Origin of the sequence: Microbulbifer aggregans (assembly GCF_001750105.1) — a bacterium.
GTDB classification, from domain to species: Bacteria; Pseudomonadota; Gammaproteobacteria; order Pseudomonadales; family Cellvibrionaceae; genus Microbulbifer; species Microbulbifer aggregans.
Map to the genome: position 1 here is coordinate 3,592,361 of NZ_CP014143.1, position 25,273 is coordinate 3,617,633.

A 25,273-nucleotide genomic window follows, 5' to 3' on the forward strand; every position below is an offset into this window, starting at 1 on the left:
TCACCGGAACCGAGCATGACCGAAACCAATCCGACCACCGCTGTGCAGCAACCAAAGCGGGAGAGCCTGCTCCTGAACCTGCTGCTCAATATCGTTATTCCCACGCTGATCCTGACCAAGCTGTCCGGCGATGACTGGCTGGGCACCAAGCTGGCGATCGTAGTGGCACTGGCGTTCCCGCTCGTGTACGGCCTGCGCGACTTCTCCCAGTCCGGCAAGGTCAATTTCTTCTCCGCGCTGGGCATTATCAGCATCCTGCTCACCGGTGGTATCAGCCTGCTGGAGCTGGACGCCAAATACATCGCCATCAAGGAGGCGGCTATCCCGGGTCTTCTGGGCCTGGCCACGCTGGGTTCGCTCTACACCCGCTGGCCGCTGGTGCGGACTTTGTTGTACAACGACCGCATCCTCGATACGGCCAAAATCGCCCGTGCACTGGAAGGCCGCGGAAACCTGACCGCCTTCGATCGCGCCCTGCAGCATGCCTCCTGGATGATTGCGGGATCTTTTTTCCTGTCTTCCGCCCTGAACTATATCCTCGCCAAAGTGCTGTTGCAGAGCCCGCCCGGCACCGAGGCCTTCAATGCGGAGCTCGGCAAGATGACCGCGCTCAGTTTTCCGGTAATCGCCCTGCCGGCCACCATCATCCTGATGGGCGCACTCTTTTTCCTGTTCCACCGTATCGGCAAGCTCTCGGGCTTGAAGCTCGAAGAAGTGATCGTGGTGAAGTAATTTTTCGACAACCTTTCTCATTACATAAGAGCATAAATTAACCATGTGGTATGCCATTATCAGTGAAGATGTGAGCGACAGCCTGGCAAAGCGCAAGGGGGCCCGACCAGATCACCTCGCTCGCCTGAACCGACTGAAGGATGAAGGGCGCCTGCTGGTAGCGGGTCCGCACCCCGCCATCGACAGCGAAGATCCCGGCGAAGCGGGCTTTACTGGCAGCCTGGTAATTGCCGACTTCGCTTCCCTGGAAGAGGCGAAGTCCTGGGCAGATGCCGACCCTTACGTCGCTGCCGGCGTCTACGCCAACGTCACCGTCAAGCCCTTCAAGGCCGTACTGCCCTGACCCGCACCGAACCGCAAATCGATAAAAACGCTGTATTCAAATGATGAAAACACTGACTGGACTCGCCATCGCCGCGCTCCTCGCGACGAGCCTCAATACATTCGCTCAAAGCGGTAGCACCCGCTATATCACCGACCAATTGCATGTTCCCCTACGCTCCGGCAAGGGCAATGAATTCCGTATCCTCCACAGCGGACTGCCGAGCGGTACCAAACTGGTATTGCTGGAAGACGCCCCGGAAGACGGCTGGGCGCGTGTGCGCACCCCCACCGGTGAAGAGGGCTGGGTACGCCGCCAATACCTGGTCAGTGAAGCCACTGCAGAGATCAAGCTACAGCGGGCCGTGGCCAACCTGGAGCGCTTTGAGAAAATGGAGGGCAACCTGGGTGGCGAGGTCCGTCGCCTGGAAGGTGAAAACCAGGAACTGAGCAACAAGCTGACCAGTGCGGAAGAGAAAGCCGACCAGCTGACCACAGAGCTCAAAAACCTGAAAACCCTGTCCGCTGACGCCGTGGCCCTTAACGAACGCCACCAGAAACTGCTTCATCAACATGAACTGCTCAAGCAGAAACAGATCATGGCAGAGGCGGAAATCCAGCGCCTGTCGGCCAGCGAGCAACACAAGTGGTACATGTATGGCGCAGTGTCTGTGGCCGCCGGTGCTATCCTCGCCATGATCGCGCCCCACTTCCGTCGCCGCCGCCGCAACTCCGAGTGGGCCAACTAATCCGCTTTTAAGGCATCATTGCGCCCCCGCTAAGCGGGGGTGTATCCAAGGACAGGGAAAACAATATGCGTCTCTTCTGCGCTCTTCTCCTCGGTGTTTTTCTGGCACTTCCCGCCATGGCGGCCAATCCCAAGGTAGACCTGAAAACCGACCTCGGCACCATTCGCATTGAGTTGTTTACCGAAAAAGCACCGGGCACGGTGAACAACTTTCTCGGCTATGTGGACAGCGGCTTTTACGACGGGGTGATATTCCACCGCGTCATTCCGGGCTTTATGGCCCAGACCGGCGGGCTGACTTTCGACTTCCAGAAAAAAGAGACCGGGGAGCCGATTGCCAACGAATCCGCCAATGGGTTACGCAACACACGCGGCACCCTGGCCATGGCGCGCCACAGTGACCCGAACACTGCCACCTCACAGTTTTTTATCAATCTGGCGAACAACAGCCATCTGGACGCCAGCGAGGAAAAACCGGGCTATACCGTATTTGGCAAAGTCATCGAAGGCATGGAAGTAGTGGATAAAATTGCCGCAGAGCCGCAGGGGCTTTACCGGGCCTACCCCAATGCCCCCAACGTTCCGGTCAGAATCCTCAAGGCCGAACGCCTCGCTGACACAATGAAAAACCAGCAGTCAAAAGAGGGGTGAGCCGTGATTGCACTGAGCGTCAACCTGAACAAAATCGCCCTGATCCGCAATTCCCGCGAGGGTAATTTCCCGGACGTCGTGGCCCACGGCCGCACCTGCCTGGAGACCGGTGCCCAGGGAATCACCGTGCACCCGCGGCCGGACCAGCGTCATATTCGACCCGGCGATGTGCGCGACCTCGCCAGGCTTTGTGCCGGATTCGAAGGCATCGAATTCAATGTGGAAGGCAATCCGTTCGCCGGGCCCATGGACGATTACCCAGGACTGATGCCGCTGGTACTGGAGACGGCACCGGATCAGTGCACACTGGTACCAGACAGCAATGACCAGCTCACCTCCGATCACGGCTTCGACCTGAAGCGCGATGGCAGCCGACTGGAACCGATCATCCAGCAGCTCAAGGATGCCAATATCCGTGTCAGCCTTTTCATGGACCCGGATCTGGAACAAATCAGCCTGGCGCGGGAAGTGGGCGCCGATCGAATCGAGCTGTACACCGGCCCGTATGCAGAGGCAGTGGCGCAGCAGAGTGATCAGCTCGATGCGGTTTTTGCCGCGCACTGTGCAGCCGCGGAACACGCCCGCACACTCGGGCTCGGCATTAATGCGGGCCACGATCTGAACCTGATCAACCTGCCCCGCTATCGCACCCTGCCGGGCCTACAGGAAGTTTCCATCGGCCACGCATTGACAGTGGATGCCCTGAACATGGGCCTCGCGAATGCCGTTTCCGCCTATCTCAACTGTCTGAGCGGCAATTGACCCCTGGCGGGCACCGCCCGCCTTACCTCCTCCCCTCTCTGAAATACCGACGGCAGCGATGGAAAAATTTTCAACGCCCCTCCGTGAAGGTGGGCATTCACGAGATACATCGGCAACCAAGAGCCTGAATATCATCGGAGCCGGAAAGCTCGGTCGCACTCTTGGTCGTCTATGGCAGGAGCGGGGTGTATTCGACGTCCGAGCGGTGTGCAACCGCTCCCTGCACAGCGGCAAAGCCGCCGTGGACTTTATCGGTGCCGGTAAAGCCTGCGCTTCGATCGACGCAATGCCCACCGCCGACTGCTGGCTGATCGCGTCAGCAGATGGCCAGATCACTGAGCTGGCAACAGCACTGGCGGCCCACCTCGAGACTCTGTCCGCCGGCTCAAACGCACCCGTGGTTTTTCATTGCAGCGGCGCGTTGAGTTCGGAGATCCTGAGGGCCTGCCACCCGGCAAACGTCGCCAGTGCCCACCCGGTGCACAGCTTTGCTGATCCCGTCCGCTCGCTGGAGGCCCTGGCTGGCAGCACCGTAGCCATCGAGGGTAATGACGCTGCTGTCACTGTCTTGCGCGCTGCATTTTCCGCTCTGGATTGCCCAACAGTCACCATCTCTTCCGAACAGAAAACCCTCTATCACGCCGGCTCGGTCTTTGCCTGTAACTACTTGACCGCACTGATGGATCTCAGCCTGCAGTGCTTCGCAGGGGCAGGCATGCAGGAAGAAGAGGCTCTGGCACTGCTGCGACCGATTGTCATGCAGACTGCCCGCAACAATATGGATCTTGGGCCCGGGGCATCCCTGACCGGGCCGATCGCCCGCGGCGACGCGACCACTGTCGAAAAACAGCTCGCCGTACTGACAGAGACCTCGCCACTGCTGGCAGAGAACTATCGCCAGCTGGGGCTCGCCTGTGTAGAGTTGGCTCGCCGTGGCCCGCTGGCTGACGACGCAGCCGAAAAACTCGAGGCCATTTTGAACGGAAACCCGCAGTGAAAGACTCCCCCGAATACCTGCAAAAGCGCGCTTTTTACGACAGCCTGCTGACCATCTATGGCCGCAAGCCAGTGCTGGAAGCCCTGGAAGACCTGTCCCTCCCCGTGCACAAGCTGCACCTCGCCACCAGCAACCGTCGGGACCAGCTGATCGCACGCATGGAACAACTGGCCAGTGAGCGACAGATTGAAGTTGCCCACTGGGACCGCAAAGGACTGTCACGTATTTCGAAAAACGCGCGCCAGGATCAGGGAGTGGCGCTGGATCTGGCGTTGCCACATTACGGCACCGCTGATCGGTTTCTGGCAGAGGAGCAGGCCAGCTACGAGCTTCTCGCCCTGGATGGGATCACCAACCCCCAGAATCTCGGCATGATCATCCGCTCTGCCTGTGCCGGAGGTATCGACGCCATCCTGTTGCCGCGCAAGGGATGTGCGCAGATCGATCCACTGGTCATCAAGGCCAGCACCGGAACCCTGTTCAAGACTCGCATACTCCGCTGTGATTCCCTCGCACCGACTCTGGAAAAGTTTCGCTCTGCCGGTGCCGAAGTGTGCGGGCTGTCTTCCCATGCCGAGGAGACGCTCTCGAGCGTAAGCGGCAATAAGCCCACCATTTTTGTGCTTGGCAATGAGACTCGCGGCGTCGGGGAGTCAGTCGCCAGGCAGTGCACCCGCCTCGTTCGCATCCCCATGCAGAACAATGTGGAAAGCCTGAATGTTGCAGTTACCGCCGCACTGATCAGCTTCCGCCACCAGCTGTAGCGCTTTTCAACGCCTCTCTTCGAGGATGTCGCTGTGAGCCGTACTGGCGCGGCATTCCAACGTAATTCCCGCCAAAAAAAGGTTTTCAAGCGCCACGGACTTGGCGCTGACGCCGAATTGGTCTAAATACTCCTTGAAATCCTATTCCAACAAAAAAAGATTACAGGGAAAGTTTTCACCCCTGACGCCCGGAAGGAATAACACAGACAACAAGGATGACCCCATGCGTCGATTTCTCGTTCACTCCCTCGCCCTGTCCACGGCCATCGCCGCGGCACCGGCCGCTCTGGCGGAAGGCCCCGAGGATGGTTACCTGGACCTGATGCCCTACTTCACCCGGGTCGACGGCGACCGCAATACCGAACTGCAGAACGGTGGTCTCCGCGCTGCGTATGGCTGGGGCTGGACCGGCCCCTGGTATTCCGAGGTCCAGGTGTTCGGAGCCATTCTCGAAACGGAAGATGTGTTCGAAACTGATGAGTTTACCGACCAGTCCGATTTCTACATGGCCGGCATCGGCTTTGACACCACCTACCAGTTCGGGGACCGGGACTGGTACACCCCTTACGTGCTCGCCGGCTTTGGTGCCGTCTATGACGACGTGCTACCCGACGATGATGACGAAACCAATGCCTTTATCAACCTGGCGGCGGGCTTCACCACCCAGGAGATCTCCCGACGTGGCATCCGCCTGCGGGCAGAAGTGCGCTACCTGCACGACTTCTTTGAGAACGGCATGAACGACTGGCAGTTTGGCTTCGGCATCAGTATCCCCCTGCGCTGCCCGCCGCCCCCACCACCTCCCGTCTACGCGAAAGCGCCGGAGCCGATCGATCGAGGACCCGTAGAGGTCAACCTTGCTGATTCCGATGGCGACGGGGTTCTGGACCGGGATGACCGCTGTCCCGACACCCTGCCCGGGGCTCAGGTGGACAGCGACGGTTGCGTGATCGCGAACCAGACCATCACTCTGGCGGATATTCACTTCGAAACCGGCTCCACCAACTTGAAACCTGCGGCGCAGGAAGCGCTACTCAACGTGGCCCAGGCACTGCGCAGCCAGCCGGATGCCCGGGTGGAGATCGCCGGCCACACCGACAGCCAGGGCAACGACAATTTCAACCTGCGGCTGTCCCAGCAGCGGGCCGACAGCGTGCGCGCCTACCTGATTCGCAACGGCGTCGCTGCGGAACAGTTGTCCGCTAACGGCTATGGGGAGACGCAACCTGTGGCGACCAATGACACAGCGGAAGGCCGAGCTGCGAACCGTCGCGTGGAGATGCGCTTCCGCTAGTCAAACCCGTCAATTCAGACATTCACGCCTATCCAATACCCGGCCCCAGGCCGGGTATTTTTTTGCCGCCAACTTCATCTTTTTTGCGGGCCTGAGGAATTCCGCGCCGACTTTGTTTTTTTATTCGACAGATAGGGACGCGTCGTCTACGCCGTCCACAGAATCTGTGGATATCTCTGTGAGCAAATACCGGTAAATCCCCGCCAGCCCCCATGACACCGTTGTAACCTTAATATGAAGAAATTTTAATCAAGGCAATATCCTCTTGAAAATCAACAGGTTACAACCTCCTCTAAAACAGACTTGACAACAATTGAAGCTAAATTCAGCTCTTGACAGGTTAGCGCTTTGCTGTGGAAAGGCTTGCTGGTGCCACTCGAGAAAGTCAATGCCCGACGATCATCTCAGGTGGTTCTTGGCGCAAATTATCGTGACTGGAACCTATGGCAGCTGACTGCGGCCAATTGAAAGGTATCTGCGACGCGACCACTCCCATTGCCGGTGGGAAGCAGGCAACGGTGGACCGGCCATGGAGGGAGTTGAAACAGCATTCAGCACCGCTGGTTGGTCGCCCGCTCCTGGCTCAAAGACGAGTTCTGACCATGACCACCCACCGGCGCAATGTGACGACGTGTGCTATATACAGACGCTAGATAACGATAAAGACAGGCTAACAGGGAAGGTTACCTGACTTCGACTTCGCCAAAACGCCACACTTGCTTGGCCACCGGAGAAAGCGTAATGGATCTACGCCATACCTTGCCAATACACTCGCGACCCGTATCACTTCTTGCATTCATTCTCCAAATCCCCCTGATTCTCGCCAGCGCGCCAACCCTGGCTCTGGGACTGGGTAATGCGTCGCTAAAAACCACTCTCGGCTATCCGCTCGCTGTGGAAATTCCCATATTGGATCGCAGCGCCTCACTGGATGTGTCGCAAGTCAGGGTCCGCCAGGTAGTCGGCATTGATGCCAAGCAAATGGGCTACGATCTGGCCGCCACTGCCCTGCCTCTCTCAATCGATGTCAGCGAGATGTCCAGCGGTCTTACCATCCAGGTAAAGTCACCCGCGCCGTTGAATGAGCCCTTTGTCAGCTTCGTCCTGGAACTGAGCTGGCCCGGCGGCACCCTCTATCGTGACTACGATCTGCTGTTAGACCCGCCGCCAATCGCCCCGCCAACTGCGGCAACAGCCCCGACCAACCCCGCCAGCCCGGCCACCCAAGCCCCCGGCACAAGTCCCGCCCCGGGGAACCTCACCTACGCTGGTAAGCAATGGCGCGTGGCTCCCGGAGATAGCCTCTGGCGCATTGCCCGCCAGCTACAGCCCGATATCAGTATCCCGCTTGATGCTGTAATGGCGGCCATCCATGCACGTAACCCGCACGCATTCCTCAATGGCGACATGAACCGCCTGCAGGCCGGTGCACTATTAGATCTCCCCGGCGCCAATGATTATTCTGCGCCGCCAGTCGCTGCCGCGCCGAGCCCAGCCGGGCGTGAGCCATCTTCCCGGTCCATGAATACAGCTTCTTCCGTGGTCCAGAGCAACGAAACAGCCCAGGGCCGCCTGCGCCTTTCTGGCAGTCCGGCGGGCAACAGTGGCAGTCGCACTGTGCACCCCAGAGAGGAAATTGATGCTATTAAGGAGCAGATCGACAAAGTCAATCGGGAGAACGAGCAGTTGCGCCAACAGATCCAGCGTATTGAAGCCAGCGACTATATGGCCGTTATGCAGGAAATGCTGCAACTGCAGGAACAGCGCATCGAGGAGCTGAAAGCGCAAATGCGTAATGACGCCTCCACCCGTGCTGGAGCCGACAGCACCGCCATTACTCCCGACACAATCAGCAACGCGACACCACCGGCTGTGCCGGCCCCTGTCATCATCCGTGACGCGGGCCCCAGCTTTACTGCCCTGCTGCTCTTGGCCCTGGCCGCTTTCGCGGTAGGTGTAGCCCTCAGCCAGCTGCGGGACTGGTGGCTTAAGCGACGTACAGCTACTGAGGCCCCGGCAGAGAATCAGATTCTCAACTTGGATTCACTCACTAGTCACTGGGGCGGCGAAGCTCCACCACCTGCGCCGGAGGCGGACTCAGCCGAAGCGGAGGAAGGCGAGATGACGGTTTCAGTTAGTCAGGACAAAGGCCAGGAAAACGCCGGCGACCCAGCCCCTCCCCGCACAGGCAGCTCTATCGAGGAGCCGCAATTGGATGAAGCCATCAGTCAGGGCCCTTCTGACTTGCCAGCGTCGGGCGCGGCTGAGGCCGGCAATACCGAAAACAAGCGTGTCATCAGCGGCATGGCAGCGGCTGATAAAGAGGAGAAAAACCAAGGTAGCGCTGGCAGCCCTGCAATCCTTAGCCCCGAGAGCCTTTTCGAAGACCTACAGCTGGATGAGTCCTTTGCCGAGGACTCTGTGGACCTGGCAACGCCAAACAGTCACTCCATCAATAAGGATCTGGTACTGGAATTTGACGCAATCGACCTGTTTCCCTTGGCGGAAATAGATCTGGCTGCCACCCGACCGGAACCCGACGTAGATGGTAACGCCGATGCCGATGACAAAATGGCCATCAAAGAGGCCGCTATTTAATTGTCTTACGCTAACAGGGTATGTGCCCGCAGCGCTGTATAGTACGGCCAGCTTTGTTCCGGAACAGGCCCGTTAGCGTACTGCGATCAACACGCTGCGGGACCTCGAGCAGATTATTACCGGTGACGCCAGCATCACCATAATCCGTCGAGGGTAAAGAGATGACGGTATCTGGTGCGCTGGAAAAATAACCCGCCGCGGAGCTTCCCGGCCAGAAAAGTACTCAATCGTTTCTGGCCGGGATTGGGGTCATTCCCACTCGATCGTAGCGGGGGGTTTACTGGAGACGTCGTAGGTCACCCGCGAGACATTCTCGATCTCGTTGATGATGCGGTTGGAGACCTTTTCGATCAGCTCGTAGGGCAGATGCGCCCAGCGGGCAGTCATGAAATCCACGGTCTCAACCGCACGCAGGGCAATGACGTATTCGTAACGACGGCCATCACCAACGACGCCGACGGATTTCACCGGCAGGAATACGGCAAAGGCCTGGCTGGTTTTGTGGTACCAGTCCGCGTTGTGCAGTTCCTCGATAAAGATGGCATCCGCCTCCCGCAGGATATCGGCGTAGTTCTTCTTCACCTCACCGAGAATACGCACGCCCAGTCCCGGCCCCGGGAAGGGGTGACGGTAGACCATGTCGTAGGGAAGACCGAGCTCCAGGCCGATCTTGCGCACTTCATCCTTGAACAGCTCCCGGAGCGGCTCCACCAGCTCCATCTTCATGTCTTCCGGCAAGCCACCGACGTTATGGTGTGACTTGATCACATGGGCTTTGCCGGTCTTGGCGGCCGCGGACTCGATCACGTCCGGATAGATAGTGCCCTGGGCCAGGTAGTTCACGTCCTTCAGCTTGGCGGCTTCCTCGTCGAAGATCTCGATAAAGGTATTGCCGATGATCTTGCGCTTGGCTTCCGGCTCGTCTTCACCGGCCAGCTTGGACAGGAACAGGTCCTCAGCATCGGCGCGGATCACTTTCACACCCATGTTCTCGGCGAACATTTCCATCACCTGATCGCCTTCATTTTTGCGCAGCAGGCCATTGTCCACGAACACACAGGTGAGCTGGTCGCCAATAGCCTTGTGCAGGAGCGCGGCCACCACCGAGCTGTCCACGCCGCCCGACAGGCCCAGCAGCACCTTGCCGCTGCCCACCTGCTCACGCACCTTGGCGATGGAGTCCTCGATAATGTTGGCCGGCGTCCACAGCTTTTCACAGCCACAGATTTCGATCACGAAGTGCTCGTAAATGCGCTTGCCCTGCAGGGTATGGGTTACCTCAGGGTGGAACTGCACACCAAAGAAATTTTTGTCCGCATGGTACATGCCGGCGATCGGACAGGATCCGGTGGACGCCATCAGCTCGAAGCCCTCGGGCATCTTCACCACTTTGTCACCGTGACTCATCCACACATCCAGCAGCGCGTGGCCGTCACCGTCCAGGTGATCCTTGATATCGTTCAGCAGGGCCGAGCTGCCCTCCACTTTCACCTGCGCATAACCGAATTCGCGGATATCACTGCCCTGCACGGCGCCGCCCAGCTGGTGGGCCATGGTCTGCATGCCGTAGCAGATGCCCAGTACCGGCACGCCCAGTTCATACACCGCCTCCGGTGCCCGCGGAGAGCCCTCTTCCGGCACGGATTCGGGGCCACCGGCGAGAATGATCCCTTTGGGGTTGTACTCGCGAATCTCTTCCTCCGTCATATCGAAGGCGCGGATTTCGGAGAAAACGCCCAGCTCGCGCACACGGCGGGCGATCAGCTGGGTGTACTGGGAGCCGAAGTCGAGAATCAGGATTCGGCTGGCGTGGATATCTTGAGACATGGCTTACTCGTCGATCAGGGTTATACCCAGAAACTGCGAACGGACCCATCGGGTCCGCTCGCCTTCAGAAAAAGAATAGATGCTGCCGCGACAGGGCTATCGCAGCAGCGCTGCCATCAGCGGCCGCCGACCGGGTAGTTCGGCGCTTCCTTGGTGATGGTCACGTCGTGCACATGGGACTCGCCCATGCCCGCGGAGGTAACCCGCACAAACTCAGGCCTGGTACGCATGGTTTCGATAGTCGAGCTACCGGTATAGCCCATGGCGGAACGCAGGCCACCCATCATCTGATGCACGATGGCGGCAATGGGGCCCTTGTATGGCACCCGACCCTCGATACCTTCCGGTACCAGCTTTTCGGCGCCCTTGCTGGCATCCTGGAAGTAGCGGTCGGAGGAACCCTGGGTGCGGGACATGGCGCCCAGAGAGCCCATGCCACGGTAGGACTTGTAGGTCCGCCCCTGGTACAGCTCAACCTCGCCCGGTGCCTCTTCGGTACCGGCGAACATGGAGCCCATCATCACGGAGCTGGCACCGGCGACGATCGCCTTGGCGATATCACCGGAGAAGCGGATACCGCCATCGGCAATCAAAGGCACTTCAGTGCCTTCCAGCGCCTTGGCGACCTCGGCGATCGCGCTGATCTGGGGCACGCCCACACCGCTGACAATGCGGGTAGTACAGATGGAGCCCGGGCCGATACCGACCTTCACGGCATCCGCGCCCGCTTCCAGCAGGGCCTTGGCCGCTTCAGCGGTGGCGATATTGCCGCCGATCACATCCACTTGCGGATGCATCTCCTTGATCCGGCGCACACGCTCGATCACGTTGCGGGAGTGGCCGTGGGCCGTATCCACCACCAGCACATCGACGCCGGCCTCAACCAGTGCGGCGACGCGGTCATCGGTATCCGGGCTGGTACCGACGGAAGCGCCTACACGCAGGCGGCCATCGGCATCCTTACAGGAATTGGGGTACTGTTCCGCCTTGTTGAAATCCTTGACGGTGATCAGGCCACGCAGCTCGAGGTCGTTATTGACCACCAGCACCTTCTCAATGCGGTGCTTGTGCAACAACTCCTGGACTTTCTGGGGTGCGGCGCCCTCTTCGACAGTCACCAGTCGCTCGCTGGGGGTCATGATACTGGCGACAGTGGCATCCAGGTCGGTCTGGAAGCGCACGTCGCGGCTGGTGACGATTCCCACCAGGTTGCCCTTCTCCATCACCGGCACGCCGGAGATGTTGTGGTGGGTGGTCAGGGCGATCAGCTCGCGTACGGTGGCGTTGGACTCGATGGTGATCGGGTCCTTGACCACGCCGGCTTCGAACTTCTTGACCGCGCGCACTGCCAGCGCCTGATCTTCGATCGACATGCTTTTATGGATGATGCCGATGCCACCTTCCTGGGCCAGAGCAATGGCCAGGCGCGACTCGGTCACGGTATCCATGGCAGCGGACACCAGGGGAATATTCAGAGAAATGTTGCGAGACAGCTTGGTCTTCAGGGAGACATCTTTGGCGGTTACCTCGGAATAGCCGGGCACCAGCAGGACATCGTCAAAAGTGAGAGCTTCGCGCGCAATGCGCAGACCGGATTCAGACATGGACACTCAAACCTCGAAAGTGCGGGATTGGGTATCGGCGCGATTATAGCCGCAAGATCCCGGGCAACGAAAGCCATTTTTGCACCATTCCACCCCGAATTGCCGGTGCGGCAGGCTGGGCACTTTACCTGGAATCCGGATACTGCAATATTGGCCCACCAAATTTAGCCTCGCGAGTCAGAAATGCCATCGACCCCGCCCAGCTCCGGCCCCCAGCGCAGTGTCCTGTCGGTCAGCGACCTCAACCGCGAGGTCAAGCACCTGCTGGAGAGCAGTGTGCCGCTGCTGTGGGTGAGTGGCGAGATTTCCAACTTCGCCGCGCCGAGCTCCGGGCACTGGTACTTTACTCTCAAAGATCCTCGCGCCCAGGTGCGCTGCGCCATGTTTCGCGGGCGCAACCGCAGCGTGCGGTTCCGGCCGGAGAACGGCCGCGAAGTGCTGATCCGCGCCCGGGTCAGCCTCTATGAGGGACGCGGCGAGTTCCAGCTGATCGTGGAACATATGGAAGAAGCCGGCCTCGGTGCCCTGATGCGCCAGCTGGAAGCCCTGAAGGCCAGGCTGCAGGCAGAGGGCCTGTTCGACCCGGCCCGCAAGAAGCCGCTGCCCTATCTGCCGGCCAATATCGGCATCATCACCTCCCCCACCGGCGCCGCGGTCCGCGACATGATCCAGGTACTGGGCCGCCGCTACCCGGCAGCCAAGATAGAACTGTGGCCAGTGCAGGTACAGGGCCAGGGGGCCGCAGAGCAGATTGCCGCTGCGATCCGGAAGGCGGGCCAGTCAGGCCGCCACGACCTGCTGATCGTCGGCCGTGGCGGTGGCTCCCTGGAAGACCTGTGGGCCTTTAATGAGGAAATCGTCGCCCGCGCCCTGGCGCAATGCCCGATTCCCACCATTTCTGCCGTTGGCCACGAAACCGATACCACCATCGCGGATCTGGTGGCGGACCTGCGCGCACCGACGCCATCGGCCGCCGCAGAGATCGCCAGCGCCAATGCGGCCGAATTGCTGGCGACCTTCAGCGAAATCCGCCAGCGCCTGTATCGCGGACTGCAACTGCAGCTACGACACCTGCGCCAGCAGGTACAGCTGACCGGCAACCGTATCCGCCATCCGCGGGAACAGCTGCAGAACCGCGCCCAGCGCCTCGACCACCTGGAGCTGCGCCTCAAGGGTGCGATCAGGCAGGGCCTGCAAGACCGCCGCCGGGAACTGGAACTGGCAACCAGCGCCTTTACCCTCGTGCACCCGGAGCGGGAGCTGCGCAACCGCCAACAGCAGCTGGGAACGCTCAGGGAACGGCTGCATCGGGACATGGAATTTCAGCTGCAGCGCCGCGGGGAACTGCTGGCGCATCAGGTGCAGCTACTGCAAAACGTCAGCCCCCTGGCGGTGCTGCAACGCGGCTACGCCATCGTCCGCGACGAGAACCAGCATGTAATCAAGAAAGCGACGTCACTGCAGAGCGGCCAGCGGGTCACTACCCGGCTGGCCGATGGGGAGTTCTCAGCCATCGTAGAGTAAGTCAATTTCGGGCAAGACCGGCTTGCCCTCCATTCCTACTCGCCCCTGGATATCGTGCGTTAGCGGTGGTGATACCCCGACACTACCATGAGGCCTCAACACCTGCCCTGCCCCAGACCGGCGGCAGGGCCGCTCAGGGCCATTGGCCGCACTCGTAGGGAAAGCGCTGACGCCACCGCCGCGCGACCGCTTTCTCACGGCCGCCAAGCGCGCCCATCTGTTCTCCCATGCAGCACGCAGGAGATCGCCATGGGTCAGAGTCACCTCACCCGACGCCCGGATTACCCGGCTTTTCTTCACTGCCTCTTACTAACCTTCCTCGCCCTCACTTTAACCGTGAGCACAGGCTGTGGGGAGCGGGAAGCGGAAAAACCGGCTGATTCACAGCCAGTGGAGGGAGAAATTGAAGGGGTATCCGAACAGCCCCAGGGTGATCACATCTTCCAAAATTACCGGGAAACCGGCGACCTGCAGGCCATCAAGAAGCGCGGCATTATCCGCTTTGTACACCTCTACGAAGACCCCGGCGGCGTTTTTGCCAGGACTGCGATCGTCAGCCAAAGCCACGACGTGCTGGCCAAGCGTCTGGCCGACCAGCTGGGACTGAAGGCGCAGTTCCTGGTGGCGTTAACCCCCCAGCAAGGGATCGATATGGTGATCAACGGCGAGGCCGATGTTATCGCAGATAACCTCGAGGCCACGCAACAGCGTCGGGACATACTCGGTCTCAGTGAACCACTGCAAAGAACCAGTCGAGTACTGGTAACCGGTAAAAAAGGGCCGGATATCAGCGATCCGGCAAAGCTAAAGAACGTCGAACTCACCGTCCTCGCCGACAGCATGATTGCGGTCCACGTTCACAAATTCGTGGCCGAGCACCCCGCGGCCAAGCTCACGGTGCGTGAACTCCTGGCAGACCAGCTGATGACGCAGTTTCTTGATTCCATGGACGGGGATAAACCTCTGACCACAGTCATACAACAGGATAGAGCTGAGTCCTTGAGGCGCTACCATGGGGATGTCAAAGTCGGGGGGGCCATCGGTGAACCGGTCGCGATGGTGTGGGCCGTGCGGAAGGATGCCAGAGAGCTACAAACCCGGATCAACAACTTCCTGACCAAGACCCTCGTAACAGCTCCCGGAAAGCGCGAGGCGGACTGGAGTTCGATCAAGAAATCCGGCGTGCTGCGTTTCGCCACTTACAACGGCCCCAGCTACGCGCTCTGGAAAGGCGTCCTCACTGGTCTCGACTATGAGCTGGCCAGGGATTTTGCCGAAAAAAATGACCTCGAGCTGCAGATGATCGTGGTGCCGGATAAACATGACCTGATCGACTATGTGAAGTCCGGGCGGGCCGACATTGCGGGGGCCACCTCCACAATTACCCAAAGTCGCGAAAGACAAGGGATTGCCTTCAGCCAGCCAATTCTCGAAACCTCACAGCGGGCCCTGAGCAACAAGGACTCCCCGCCCATTGATTCCCTGCAGGATCTCAATGGCAGGACTCTCGTATTGCGAGCTCACTCGGCTTTTATCGAAACCGCACAACGGCTGCGGCAGAAAGGCATCGACTTGGAGATTGAAGTCGCGCCTGAAGGAACCACCTTTATGGAAATAATCAGAGGTGTTGCCGAGGGCAAGTTTGACGCAACCCTGGAAGACTCCAATCTCGCCGACCTTCAGATAGCACTCTACCCGCAGTTAGTAAAAGGCGCTGTGGTCAGCGACCCTCTTCCCCAGGGGTGGATGGTAGCGGAAGGTAATGAAACCTTACTCGGCAAAGTCGATGGATTCCTGAAAGGTTTTCTTGAAAACAAGGAAAACCGGGCCATGGTTGACAGCTATTTCCGGCCCGATGAACAGCTGCTAAACAAGGCCAAAGCCCGACTTCTGCCAGGCGGGAAACTATCGCCCTTTGATGAACTGGTCAGGAAGTACGCTCTGCAGCACAACCTCGACTGGCGACTGGTGGTGGCACAGATGTGGCAGGAGAGCAATTTCGACCCGAAGGCGGAGTCCCACGTGGGCGCACAGGGATTAATGCAGGTCATGCCACGGACTGCGCAGGAAATGGGGTTCCGGGGTCCACTGTTCGACCCCGAACACTCGGTCCACGCGGGCACCAAGTACCTCAACTGGGTGCGGGACCGCTTTGAGGACGACCTGCCGGCCGATGAAAAGTTGTGGTTTTCCCTCGCCGCCTATAACGCGGGCATCGGTCACTTACGTGACGCCAGGGCACTGGCCAGCCAACTGGGTCTGGATCCGAACCAGTGGTTCGACAATGTTGAAGTCGCCATGCTCAAACTCTCGGAACCGCGCTACTTCGAAAAAGCGCGTTACGGTTACGCCCGCGGCCAGGAACCTGTGCTCTATGTACGCAACATCCGGAACCTTTATCGCGCTTATACCGATATTGCCTCCGGTGACACAGCGCTTATGCAGAGCGATGAGCGCCAGCCATTAAACATGGTAGGTCTGTTGCGGCATGCCGACTATTCCCCGTCCACGTGCACCCTACCCTCTCTGCCCGCCGGAATCACGGTGCATCCAATTCGCCCACTGCCTCGAGCCCCATCACCTTAAGATAAGGGCCGTGGAGGTTGCCGGAGTTAACTATGGTAACTGGCAGACGACTACTCTTTTTACCGCACAGCGTGGCCCTCTTGCTCGCTATCTTCCTGATCTTTTGCCTCTCTGGTTGCGACAGGGAGGAGAAGGTCACAGGGCCAACCTCGGCTCCAGCAGTCGAGGCAACCAGCACAACGGATACGGACAATACAGCAGATACGGTATCCGAGGCAGGGGAAGCAGCGCCACTTGCTGAGGAAACACCGACGGAGCTTGCACAGGAAGCTGAGAAAACAACTGAGAAGTTCTACGAGCAAGCGAAGCCCGTTGCGGAAGAGCCTGTCAAGCAGACCCAATATATTGAGACCGGTGATCTCAGCGCGCTGAGAGAGCGCGGCATCATCCGTTTTGTCAGCCTGACCGGGGACAATGAGGGCTACCTGCCCCGAAAAGCCATCGTCACCCAGAGCCATCGCGAACTCGCCGAGAGACTGGCACAGCGACTCAAGCTGGAGCCCCGCTGGCTGATTGCGGAAACACCTCAACAGGCGATTGAGATGGTACAGGAAGGGCGTGCGGATATCGTGGCGGAAAACCTGACCGATACCGCGGAGCGAAGAGAGATTGTCGCCTTCAGCCAGCCTATCCAACAGACCTCCGACGTGCTGGTAACCGGTGTCAACGGGCCGGACATCAGTGATGTCAAAAACCTCAAGGGAACCGAGCTGATTGTCCTCGCCGGCAGCACCTATGCAGAAACGGCCAAGCGGCTGGTTGAGGAAAACCCGGGAGCCAACCTGACGGTGCGGGAGGTCTACCTCAATGCAGAGCGGGATACCCTGTTCGATATGGTCAGCAAAGTCGACAATGCGGTCACTGTTTTACACAAGGGTATTGCCGAAGATACGCTGCAATACAGACATGACCTCAAAATGGGGGCCGAGGTCAGCGAGCCAGAAAATATTGCCTGGGCAATGCGCCTGGATGCAAAACGACTCAAGACCCGCGTCAACAACTTCCTCACCCGCACCCTCGTTACCGCGCTACCTGAACGGACTAACCACTGGCACGCGATCAAAAAATCCGGCGTGCTGCGCTTCGCCACCTACAATGGCCCGACCAGCTATTACATCTGGCGAGGGACGCTCCGTGGCTTTGACTATGCGATGGTCAAGTCATTCGCCGACAAGCACAAGCTGGAGCTCAAGGTCATCGTTGTGCCCTACGAAGAGGATCTGGTGGACTGGGTCGCACAGGGCAAAGCTGATATCGGCAGTGCGACCACCACCATCACCGAAGAACGCCGCAAGAAAGGTGTGGAATTCAGTGAACCATTTACTGAGACTCCGCAAAATATCATCAGCAACCGCAAAAAACCCCAGATCGCCACACTGGGTGACCTTGCCGGCAGGACCATTGTTCTCCGTGCGTATTCAGCCTTCATTGAAACAGCCGAGACACTGAAGGAAAACGGTCTGGATGTGAACATTCAGATTGCGCCTCCCGACGAGTCCTTCGCCGAGGTGCTGAATAAAGTCGCTGCGGGAGAGTATGACGCCACGATCGAGGACGGCTATATCGCAAAGATGCAGGCTGCGCTGCGCCCAAACCTGCAGATCGGTTTGCAAGTCAGCGATCCGCTGCCGCAGGGTTTGATGGTAAAAAAGGGCAACAATGATCTACTCAAACAAGTGAATCGTTTTATGCGCCGGTTCACCAGCAGCGATGAGCATGAAAAGTTACTGGCCGCCTACTTCGAGCCCGACAAACACCTGGTACAGCGTATCAGTGCCCGGGTGGTTCCCGGAGAGGATCTCTCCCCGTATGACAAGCTCGTGAAAAAGAACTCGCTTGAGCGCGATTTTGACTGGCGCCTGATCACAGCGCAGATGTGGCAGGAAAGTAACTTCAACCCGAAGGCTGTATCGCCGGTTGGCGCCCAGGGATTGCTGCAGGTCATGCCGCGCACCGGTGCCGACATGGGGTACCCGCCACCGCTGTTCGAGCCGGACCGCAACCTTGAAGCAGGGGTGAAATATATGGAGTGGATCCGCAATCGGTTCAAGGATCCCCTGCCCCTCAGCGAAAAACTCTGGTTTACGCTGGCTTCCTATAACGCGGGCCTCGGGCATGTGTACGATGCACAGCGCCTGGCGAAGGAGCTGGGGCTGGATCCGACCAAGTGGTTCGACAATGTGGAAGTGGCCATGCTGAAGCTGTCAGAGCCGCGCTACTTCGAGAAAGCCCGCTACGGCTATGCCAGAGGCGCCGAGCCAGTGGCCTACGTGCGCAAGATCAGCAAGCTTTACGTTGCCTATACCAACGTGGCCGAAGGTGAAGTCGCCGGGGAAATTCCCACGGAGAGTTCCGGGGCGCTCACATTCAGAGTGTCAGCACAATCTTGCCGATATGATTGCTGGACTCCATCAGCCTGTGCGCCGCTACAACGTCCTCAAGGGCAAATGTCGCCGCGATCTGGGGACGCACCTTGCCCGCAGCAATCAGCGGCCAGACCTTCTCTTCAAGAGCCCGGGCAATCGCCGCTTTTACCTCCGGCGGCTGAGGCCGCAGGGTGGAACCGGTCAGGGTCAGGCGCTTCACCATGACTGGCAACATATTCAGCTGGACTTTAGCACCCTGCAGGAAAGCGATATTCACGATGCGGCCGTCCCGGGCGGCCAGCTGGACATTGCGATCCACGTAGTCCCCGCCGACCATGTCCAGGATGACATCGGCACCGTGCCCCTCGGTGGCTTGCCGGATCACTTCGACGTAGTCGTCGTTACGGTAGTTGATCGCCTTCTCTGCCCCGAGCGCTTCACAGGCAGCGCACTTTTCATCCGACCCTGCAGTGGCAAACACCCGCGCGCCAAGGTTACTGGCCAGCTGGATCGCAGTGGTGCCGATTCCCGATGAGCCACCGTGAACCAGGAATATCTCGCCCGGCTGCAGCTGCGCGCGGTCAAACACATTGCTCCACACGGTGAACATGGTTTCGGGTAATGCGGCTGCTTCCGCCAGGCTCAGGCCCTGTGGCACCGGCAGACACTGAGCCACTGGCACCGCCACAAACTCCGCATAGCCGCCACCATTGGTCAGGGCACAAACCGGGTCGCCAGGCTGCCATCCCGCAACACCCTCACCCAGCGCAGCAATTTCTCCGGCGACTTCCAGTCCCAGAACCGGGGATGCTCCCGGAGGAGGCGGGTATAGTCCCTGGCGCTGGACGATATCCGGGCGATTGACGCCTGCGGCGGCGACACGGATCAGCACCTCCCCCTTACCGGGTTGGGGCACCGCCATCTCAGCGACGCGCATTACCTCCGGCTCGCCATATTCCGGCAACTCGATATAGCGCATGGAACCCCCAGGTTGTGCAAAAACAGATTGATAGGACGCAAAAATAAAAAAGCCCGGCAGAGCCGGGCTTCTATTCTAGGCGGGTTTAGAGGTCATAGGTCAACTCGACGCCCATCACCCGGCCCTTGTTGAGCGGCGTGAAGCTCGCACCGGGACCACCAAGATTGACGGGCAGCTGGGTATTGTTGCCCTCGGTGACTTCATCCAGCATGTTGCGGCCGAAGAACGCCAGCTGGTAGTTGCCGGCATCGGGTGTATAACCGATGCTGAAGTCCAGCATATCCGCCTCGGACAGCATTCCTCGGTTGTTATCCGTGTACGGCGATGCATCGCGATGGTTGAAGTTGATGCGCGACGTCACGGTACCGGTAGAGCCGAGCGAGAGGTCATGTACGAGACCGACGCCGTAAGTCCAGGGCGCAAGACGCGGAATATCCAGGCCGAGATCGACGTCGTTAACGAGACCGTCACCACTGATATCACCAAGCACTTTATCGTAGTCACCATCGACGTAACCGGCATTCAGGGTGAATAGCAGGTTGTCGCTGGCCACGGCCATCGCCTCGAATTCGGCACCGCGGATCGTGGCGTCGGCAGTGTTACGAATGATCTGCACCACACCCACGATTGGGTTGCTCAGATTCTCCTCCCGCTGCATATCCTCAATGGTGTTGTGGAAGAGCGCGAAGTTGGTGCGCAAACGTCCATCCAGCCATTCCGCCTTGCCGCCAATCTCGAAGCTGGTCTGCTCTTCCTGATCGGTCGGCCCCGGCAGTTCGCCCGGCCCGGTGTTCCGCATGTTGTAACCACCGCTGCGGAAGCCCTTGGTCCAGAAGGAATAAATCTGCGCGTTGTCGGCCAGATTCCACTGCAGGCCGACCTTGGGCGTGAACGCATTCCAGGACTCGCTGTCCTCGAAGTCATAAGCGGCACAGCCATCCAGCGTACACAGATTCACCGGAATCGTGGCGATCTGGGCATCCTTCTCCTCGGTGGAGTAGCGCCCACCGAGCGTCAGGATCCAGGATTCATTCAGGTCGATATCGGCCTGGGCAAACACCCCCATCGCCTCATGATCCTGCTGGCCGCCACCAGTCCAGTTGAGCCCACCGGGTGCGGACAACGGCAGGATGCGGTTCTCCAGATAGGTGAGATCCTGATTGAACCAGTAAACGCCCGTAGTCAGAGAAGTGGCGCCAAAGCGGCCGGCGTAGCGCAATTCGTTGGAGAGCTGGCTCTGCTCGACTCTGGTATTGGCGTGGAAGGCGGTGATCGGCAGGGAGTCGATATCGCCGAGGCCAACCGCGTCGTACTCGCGCCAGGCGAGAATATTGGTGACGGTACCGTTACCGAAAGCCACGTCCTGGTTGAACTCGGTGATTACCTGGGACCACTCGTCTTCCTGGTAACCGCGCTCGTTCTGCGCAACCTCGAAGGAATCATCGCTGTTGTCCCATCCGGAGACATCGACACCAAACAGAGGATATGCCGGGAAATTCACCGCCAGCGCGCCGCGGTTCTGGGCCACCACGCCGTCGGAATCCATGCGACCGTGCTCCATGCGCACCAGCAGCTCGGCAGTTTCGGACAGCTCGACACTGAAGCTGGGACGCAGGAACCAGGTATCCGAAGCGCCGAGGTCGTCCTCGCCGGTAAAGGCGTTTTCGAACCAGCCCTGGTCATTGTTGTAATACGCAGTCAGGCGGCCGTTGACGGTATCGGAAATGGCGCCATTGATGCTCGCCGCGGCGATGGAGTCCAGGTTATCCGTAGTGGAAACCTTGAACTTGCTGGAGAATTCCTCCGTCGGGCGCGCTGTACGGATGACCACCGCACCGCCAGTCACGTTGCGGCCGAACAGGAGTCCCTGGGGACCGCGCAGAATCTCGATACCTTCCAGGTCGAAGAGGTCGGTCACCACACCGGCGTTGATGCCCATGTACATGCCGTCCACAAATACACCCACAGTCGGGTCGATGGAGGGAATGGAGCTGTTAACCCCGAGGCCGCGAACGGTAAAGTTCGCGGTATTTTTTACAGTGCCGATGTCGTCGAGCTGCACGTTCGGCATCTTGAAGGACAGGCTCTGCAGATCCTTGGTTTGCAGTGCCTCCAGCTGGTCGCCGGAAAATGCGGTGGCAGCCACAGGTACTTCCTGCAGTCTCTCCGCCTCGGCGCGCTTACGGGCCGTAACCTGTACTTCTTCCATGATGGTGCCCACGGCACCCTCGGCTGCGTGCGTGGCACCAATGCCGCTGGCCAGCCACAGTGCCGCCACCGAGCAGGTGGACAGCAGGACAGATACACTGCCGCCGTTGAATTGTCGTCCCATTGTTCTCTCTCCATTGCCATCTAAAATTTTTATTGGCAGCAACGGACCCACCGCGATCGGTACTGCATTGCCCCGTTTATTGTTGTTGTCGGGGCTCCGACCAGTGACCGCGCTGAACATCATCGACATGTCGCCGATGCCTTCAAGATTACCCCCGCCGCGTGACCAGCGGAAGATAATTCGTCGGCAAATACGCTCAATTCATGCAGTTTTTTCTACGGGGAATGGGACTTTCCGGATCTTGATCCTGCCACGACTGACTTACCTACCGCCGCGCCCAATCGTGGTGCATGCCCGGTTTAAGAACACAAAGAGTTTCAGGAGTGGAAATGCGATGGCGGGCACCACGCGGGATGAGCGCACAACCGAAATTGAGCAAGAGGGAGGCAAGCGAGAAACTAAAGGAGGAAACCGGTAACCGGCGATCCGGTTACTGTGTCCTCAACTCCGGTAACCGTAGTACCAGCGCGCAGTGGTATCACCAATATTGCGCACCGAATGGTTTGCGCCGGCGGGAATCAGGAGTTCTTCACCAATCGACGGCCTGCTGACAGCGCCGTCGATTTCCACTTCCAGGATCCCCTCTGCCGGCATCAATAGCTCATCGACATCGTGTACAAAATCCTCCCAGCACTGGCCCGCAGGATCCGTCCACAAGTCACAGGAAAAGCCGCGTCGCGCCCAGTCGGCACTGAGCGCGCTGGCATCGACACGGCTCACGGCGACAGGCGTTCTATCTGCCAGCTGTCATCGTCCTGGCGGCGGTATATAAACCGGTCGTGCAGACGACTCGCCCGGCCCTGCCAGAACTCCACGGCCTGATGCACCACCCGGTAGCCTCCCCAGAATTCCGGCAGTGGAACCTCGCCCTCGCCGAAGCGGGCTTTCATTTCCTCAAAGCGCTCCTCAAGCTTGTCGCGGGATTCGATGGCATCGCTCTGGTGTGAAGCCCAGGCGGCCAGTTGGCTCTCCCGCGGACGAGAGTGAAAATAACTTTCCGCTTCCTCTCGGGTCAGCCTTTCAGCACGTCCGTAGACGATGACCTGACGCTCCACGGACTGCCACGGAAACAGCAGGGATACCTGCGGGTTCTGTTCAATATCCCGCGCCTTGTGGCTTTTCAGGTTGGTGTAGAAAGCGAAGCCGCGTGCATCATAGCCTTTGAGCAACACGATCCGCTGTGAGGGCTGGCCCTCGCTATCGACGCTGGCCAGGCTCATGCAGCTGGGGTCGGACAGATCCGTTTCCACCACTTCCTGTAACCACTGCTCGAACTGGTGGACGGGATCGTCCTTCAGATCCCCCCGATTGAGTCCGCCACGCAAATACTCCCGGCGCCACTGATCGATTTCCATAGTACTCCGTCCTTTCTGGCTGTGCCGTAAGTGTACTGCCTCCGCATCATTTTCCCAGAGGCCCGGCGGTGCCAAGTTTTCTGTCCGTCCCTGCGGCAAATCAGTATTTTCCGGTGAATTTCACGCCCGAAGTGCAGACTCTGCGGGCGCTTGCGCGCTTCCTGCGGGGCGGCTAGGCTCGGCCATCAATCGAACAAACAACAAACAGGGAATAAGAGCAGTTATGTCCTCCGCACCCACTTGTGCCCAGGTGTTGATGCGCCTGCTGCGCGAATACCAGGTTGAAAAAGTCTTCGGTATCCCCGGTGTCCACACCATCGAACTGTATCGCGGCCTGCCGGGCAGCGACCTTCAGCACGTGACCCCGCGGCACGAGCAGGGCGCCGCTTTTATGGCCGATGGTTACGCCCGTGCCAGTGGCAAGGTCGGTGTCTGCTTTTTGATTACCGGCCCGGGACTCACCAATGCGGCCACCGCCATGGCCCAGGCCTATTCAGACTCCATCCCTATGCTGGTGATCTCCGCGGTCAACCGCCGCGAGGATCTGGGCATGGGCCGCGGGCGTTTACACGAATTGCCGCGCCAGAGCGATGTCAGCCGCGGTTACTGCATCTGGCAACACAGCCTTACCCAGGCAGAGCAATTGCCAGAGGTCATGCACCGGGCATTCCAGTTGCTCGGCTCCGGCCGTCCCGGCCCCGTGCATATTGAAATCCCCATCGACCTGTTCCCGGCGCCGATGCCCGGTTCGATTGATGACTATCGCGCGGCACCCGCAGCTGCCAGCCCTGCCGCCAGCAGCACAGCGATAGAGACTGCCGCCGCATGGCTGCAGAATGCAGAACGTCCGGTGATCCTGCTGGGTGGTGGTGCGCAGGCCTGCGGCACCGATGCCACTTCGCTGGCGGAAAAGCTGGCAGCACCGGTGTTCGAATCCCTCGCCGCAAAGGGCATCGTCGACGAGCGTCACCCGCTCTGCGGTGGCGCCAACCTGAGCTTCGACGCCGTGCGTAATCGGATTGAAAGTGCCGATGTGGTACTCGCCGTTGCAACGGAGCTGGCGGAAACCGACCGCAACCTGGTGCGTGAAAACTACAACTTCAAGGGCAAGCTGATCCGCGTCGACATCGATGCCGGGCAGCTGGTCTGCAACGCCAATCCGGACCTCGCCATCTGTGCAGATGCGGCCGAGACCCTGGCCCAGCTGAACCGCGCCCTGCCGGAAGGTAACGCAGAGCGCCGAGACCGGGTCGCCGGCGAACTGGAAGAGATCCTGCAAGCATGCCGCAAGGAGTGGTGGCCCGGTTCCGAAGAGCGTTTCCCCTGGGTACAGGCCCTGCGCGAGGCCCTGCCGGACGACGGCGTACTGGTAACAGACTCTACCCAGCTGGCCTATAACACCAACCACGCCCTGCCCCTGTATCAGCCCCGCAGTCACGTGACCTGCACCACTGGTTACGGCACCCTCGGATTCGCCCTGCCGGCGGCAATCGGCGCACGACTTTCCAGCGAGCGGGATGTCGTGGCATTGATCGGCGACGGAGGTCTGATGTTTACTCTCGGCGAACTGGCAGTGGCCGTGGAACAGCAACTGCCCCTGCCGATCCTGGTGTGGAATAACGCCGGCTACGGTGAAATCCGCGATTTTATGGATGACGCAAAGGTGCCCCAGGAGGGCGTCAACCTGCGCACCCCGGACTTTGTCGCCATGGCCAAATCCTTTGGCGCCGAGGGCTGCCTGATCGATCGCCCGGAACAGCTGGGGCCGGCAGTCGCCGAAGCCCTGAGCCGCAACACACCGACCATTATTGAAATCACCGCGCCCTGAAGGGC

Annotated in this window: 18 protein-coding genes and 1 pseudogene; 13 read left to right on the forward strand and 6 right to left on the reverse strand. The window is 59.5% G+C overall.

Features of this window, described 5'->3' with window-relative positions:
• Positions 1 to 15 precede the first annotated feature (15 nt).
• From AUP74_RS15755 to AUP74_RS15795, 9 genes are all read left to right on the forward strand, one after another.
• Entirely contained in the window at positions 16 to 732 is a 717-nt protein-coding gene (locus AUP74_RS15755) for a VC0807 family protein (protein WP_069948391.1), read from the forward strand.
• Positions 733 to 775: 43 nt separating this feature from the next.
• Positions 776 to 1,075, forward strand: a complete 300-nt coding sequence (locus AUP74_RS15760; protein ID WP_069948392.1) for a YciI family protein — start codon at positions 776 to 778, stop codon at positions 1,073 to 1,075.
• Between the two features lie 40 nt (positions 1,076 to 1,115).
• The gene (locus tag AUP74_RS15765; protein WP_069948393.1) at positions 1,116 to 1,802 is read left to right on the forward strand and encodes a TIGR04211 family SH3 domain-containing protein; all 687 of its coding nucleotides are present in this window, start codon (positions 1,116 to 1,118) and stop codon (positions 1,800 to 1,802) included.
• A 65-nt stretch (positions 1,803 to 1,867) separates the two neighbouring features.
• Complete coding sequence (locus tag AUP74_RS15770; protein WP_069948394.1) at positions 1,868 to 2,452, forward strand: peptidylprolyl isomerase; 585 nt, start codon at positions 1,868 to 1,870, stop codon at positions 2,450 to 2,452.
• A gap of 3 nt (positions 2,453 to 2,455) precedes the next feature.
• Positions 2,456 to 3,214 carry a pyridoxine 5'-phosphate synthase gene (locus tag AUP74_RS15775; RefSeq protein ID WP_069948395.1) on the forward strand — a complete coding sequence of 253 codons (759 nt, stop codon included), beginning with the start codon at positions 2,456 to 2,458 and terminating at the stop codon, positions 3,212 to 3,214.
• Positions 3,215 to 3,272: 58 nt separating this feature from the next.
• Complete coding sequence (locus tag AUP74_RS15780; protein WP_083261047.1) at positions 3,273 to 4,211, forward strand: Rossmann-like and DUF2520 domain-containing protein; 939 nt, start codon at positions 3,273 to 3,275, stop codon at positions 4,209 to 4,211.
• A complete protein-coding gene (locus tag AUP74_RS15785) occupies positions 4,208 to 4,975 on the forward strand; it encodes a TrmH family RNA methyltransferase (protein WP_069948396.1) in 768 nt (255 codons plus the stop codon). The genes AUP74_RS15780 and AUP74_RS15785 overlap by 4 nt, the downstream gene beginning before the upstream one ends.
• A gap of 223 nt (positions 4,976 to 5,198) precedes the next feature.
• On the forward strand, positions 5,199 to 6,269 hold the full coding sequence (locus AUP74_RS15790; protein ID WP_069948397.1) for an OmpA family protein: 1,071 nt from the start codon (positions 5,199 to 5,201) through the stop codon (positions 6,267 to 6,269).
• Between the two features lie 741 nt (positions 6,270 to 7,010).
• Positions 7,011 to 8,867, forward strand: a complete 1,857-nt coding sequence (locus AUP74_RS15795; RefSeq protein ID WP_083261048.1) for a type IV pilus assembly protein FimV — start codon at positions 7,011 to 7,013, stop codon at positions 8,865 to 8,867.
• Between the two features lie 249 nt (positions 8,868 to 9,116).
• On the opposite strand, the gene guaA is transcribed toward AUP74_RS15795, so the two are convergent.
• Complete coding sequence (gene guaA, locus AUP74_RS15800) at positions 9,117 to 10,694, reverse strand: glutamine-hydrolyzing GMP synthase (protein ID WP_069948399.1); 1,578 nt, start codon at positions 10,692 to 10,694, stop codon at positions 9,117 to 9,119.
• Positions 10,695 to 10,810: 116 nt separating this feature from the next.
• Positions 10,811 to 12,298 carry an IMP dehydrogenase gene (gene guaB, locus AUP74_RS15805; protein WP_069948400.1) on the reverse strand — a complete coding sequence of 496 codons (1,488 nt, stop codon included), beginning with the start codon at positions 12,296 to 12,298 and terminating at the stop codon, positions 10,811 to 10,813.
• Between the two features lie 183 nt (positions 12,299 to 12,481).
• Between guaB and xseA the strand changes: the two genes are divergently transcribed.
• From xseA to AUP74_RS15820, 3 genes and pseudogenes are all read left to right on the forward strand, one after another.
• Positions 12,482 to 13,822 carry an exodeoxyribonuclease VII large subunit gene (gene xseA, locus AUP74_RS15810; protein WP_069948401.1) on the forward strand — a complete coding sequence of 447 codons (1,341 nt, stop codon included), beginning with the start codon at positions 12,482 to 12,484 and terminating at the stop codon, positions 13,820 to 13,822.
• Positions 13,823 to 14,071: 249 nt separating this feature from the next.
• Positions 14,072 to 16,408: a transporter substrate-binding domain-containing protein gene (locus AUP74_RS15815; protein ID WP_069948402.1), complete on the forward strand. Its 2,337-nt coding sequence runs from the start codon at positions 14,072 to 14,074 to the stop codon at positions 16,406 to 16,408.
• 32 nt (positions 16,409 to 16,440) lie between these two features.
• A pseudogene (locus tag AUP74_RS15820) lies at positions 16,441 to 18,543 on the forward strand (MltF family protein); the annotation flags it as partial.
• A gap of 232 nt (positions 18,544 to 18,775) precedes the next feature.
• Here the strand turns inward: AUP74_RS15820 and AUP74_RS17450 are convergent.
• The 4 genes from AUP74_RS17450 to pdxH form a co-directional block, all read right to left on the reverse strand.
• Entirely contained in the window at positions 18,776 to 19,753 is a 978-nt protein-coding gene (locus AUP74_RS17450) for an NAD(P)H-quinone oxidoreductase (RefSeq protein WP_083261051.1), read from the reverse strand.
• Between the two features lie 85 nt (positions 19,754 to 19,838).
• A complete protein-coding gene (locus tag AUP74_RS15825) occupies positions 19,839 to 22,085 on the reverse strand; it encodes a TonB-dependent receptor (protein ID WP_069948404.1) in 2,247 nt (748 codons plus the stop codon).
• A gap of 441 nt (positions 22,086 to 22,526) precedes the next feature.
• Entirely contained in the window at positions 22,527 to 22,805 is a 279-nt protein-coding gene (locus tag AUP74_RS15830) for a cupin domain-containing protein (protein ID WP_069948405.1), read from the reverse strand.
• On the reverse strand, positions 22,802 to 23,440 hold the full coding sequence (pdxH, locus tag AUP74_RS15835) for a pyridoxamine 5'-phosphate oxidase (protein ID WP_069948406.1): 639 nt from the start codon (positions 23,438 to 23,440) through the stop codon (positions 22,802 to 22,804). Before pdxH ends, AUP74_RS15830 begins: the two co-directional genes overlap by 4 nt.
• A 223-nt stretch (positions 23,441 to 23,663) precedes the next feature.
• Between pdxH and AUP74_RS15840 the strand changes: the two genes are divergently transcribed.
• Entirely contained in the window at positions 23,664 to 25,268 is a 1,605-nt protein-coding gene (locus tag AUP74_RS15840) for a 5-guanidino-2-oxopentanoate decarboxylase (protein WP_069948407.1), read from the forward strand.
• Positions 25,269 to 25,273: the final 5 nt, after the last annotated feature.

Coding starts and splice junctions, on each gene's coding strand:
- AUP74_RS15755 (WP_069948391.1), top strand. CDS start 16: ATGACCGAAACCAATCCGACCACCGCTGTGCAGCAACCAAAGCGGGAG.
- AUP74_RS15760 (WP_069948392.1), top strand. CDS start 776: ATGTGGTATGCCATTATCAGTGAAGATGTGAGCGACAGCCTGGCAAAG.
- AUP74_RS15765 (WP_069948393.1), top strand. CDS start 1,116: ATGATGAAAACACTGACTGGACTCGCCATCGCCGCGCTCCTCGCGACG.
- AUP74_RS15770 (WP_069948394.1), top strand. CDS start 1,868: ATGCGTCTCTTCTGCGCTCTTCTCCTCGGTGTTTTTCTGGCACTTCCC.
- AUP74_RS15780 (WP_083261047.1), top strand. CDS start 3,273: ATGGAAAAATTTTCAACGCCCCTCCGTGAAGGTGGGCATTCACGAGAT.
- AUP74_RS15790 (WP_069948397.1), top strand. CDS start 5,199: ATGCGTCGATTTCTCGTTCACTCCCTCGCCCTGTCCACGGCCATCGCC.
- AUP74_RS15795 (WP_083261048.1), top strand. CDS start 7,011: ATGGATCTACGCCATACCTTGCCAATACACTCGCGACCCGTATCACTT.
- guaA (WP_069948399.1), bottom strand. CDS start 10,694: ATGTCTCAAGATATCCACGCCAGCCGAATCCTGATTCTCGACTTCGGC.
- guaB (WP_069948400.1), bottom strand. CDS start 12,298: ATGTCTGAATCCGGTCTGCGCATTGCGCGCGAAGCTCTCACTTTTGAC.
- xseA (WP_069948401.1), top strand. CDS start 12,482: ATGCCATCGACCCCGCCCAGCTCCGGCCCCCAGCGCAGTGTCCTGTCG.
- AUP74_RS15815 (WP_069948402.1), top strand. CDS start 14,072: ATGGGTCAGAGTCACCTCACCCGACGCCCGGATTACCCGGCTTTTCTT.
- AUP74_RS17450 (WP_083261051.1), bottom strand. CDS start 19,753: ATGCGCTATATCGAGTTGCCGGAATATGGCGAGCCGGAGGTAATGCGC.
- AUP74_RS15825 (WP_069948404.1), bottom strand. CDS start 22,085: ATGGGACGACAATTCAACGGCGGCAGTGTATCTGTCCTGCTGTCCACC.
- pdxH (WP_069948406.1), bottom strand. CDS start 23,440: ATGGAAATCGATCAGTGGCGCCGGGAGTATTTGCGTGGCGGACTCAAT.
- AUP74_RS15840 (WP_069948407.1), top strand. CDS start 23,664: ATGTCCTCCGCACCCACTTGTGCCCAGGTGTTGATGCGCCTGCTGCGC.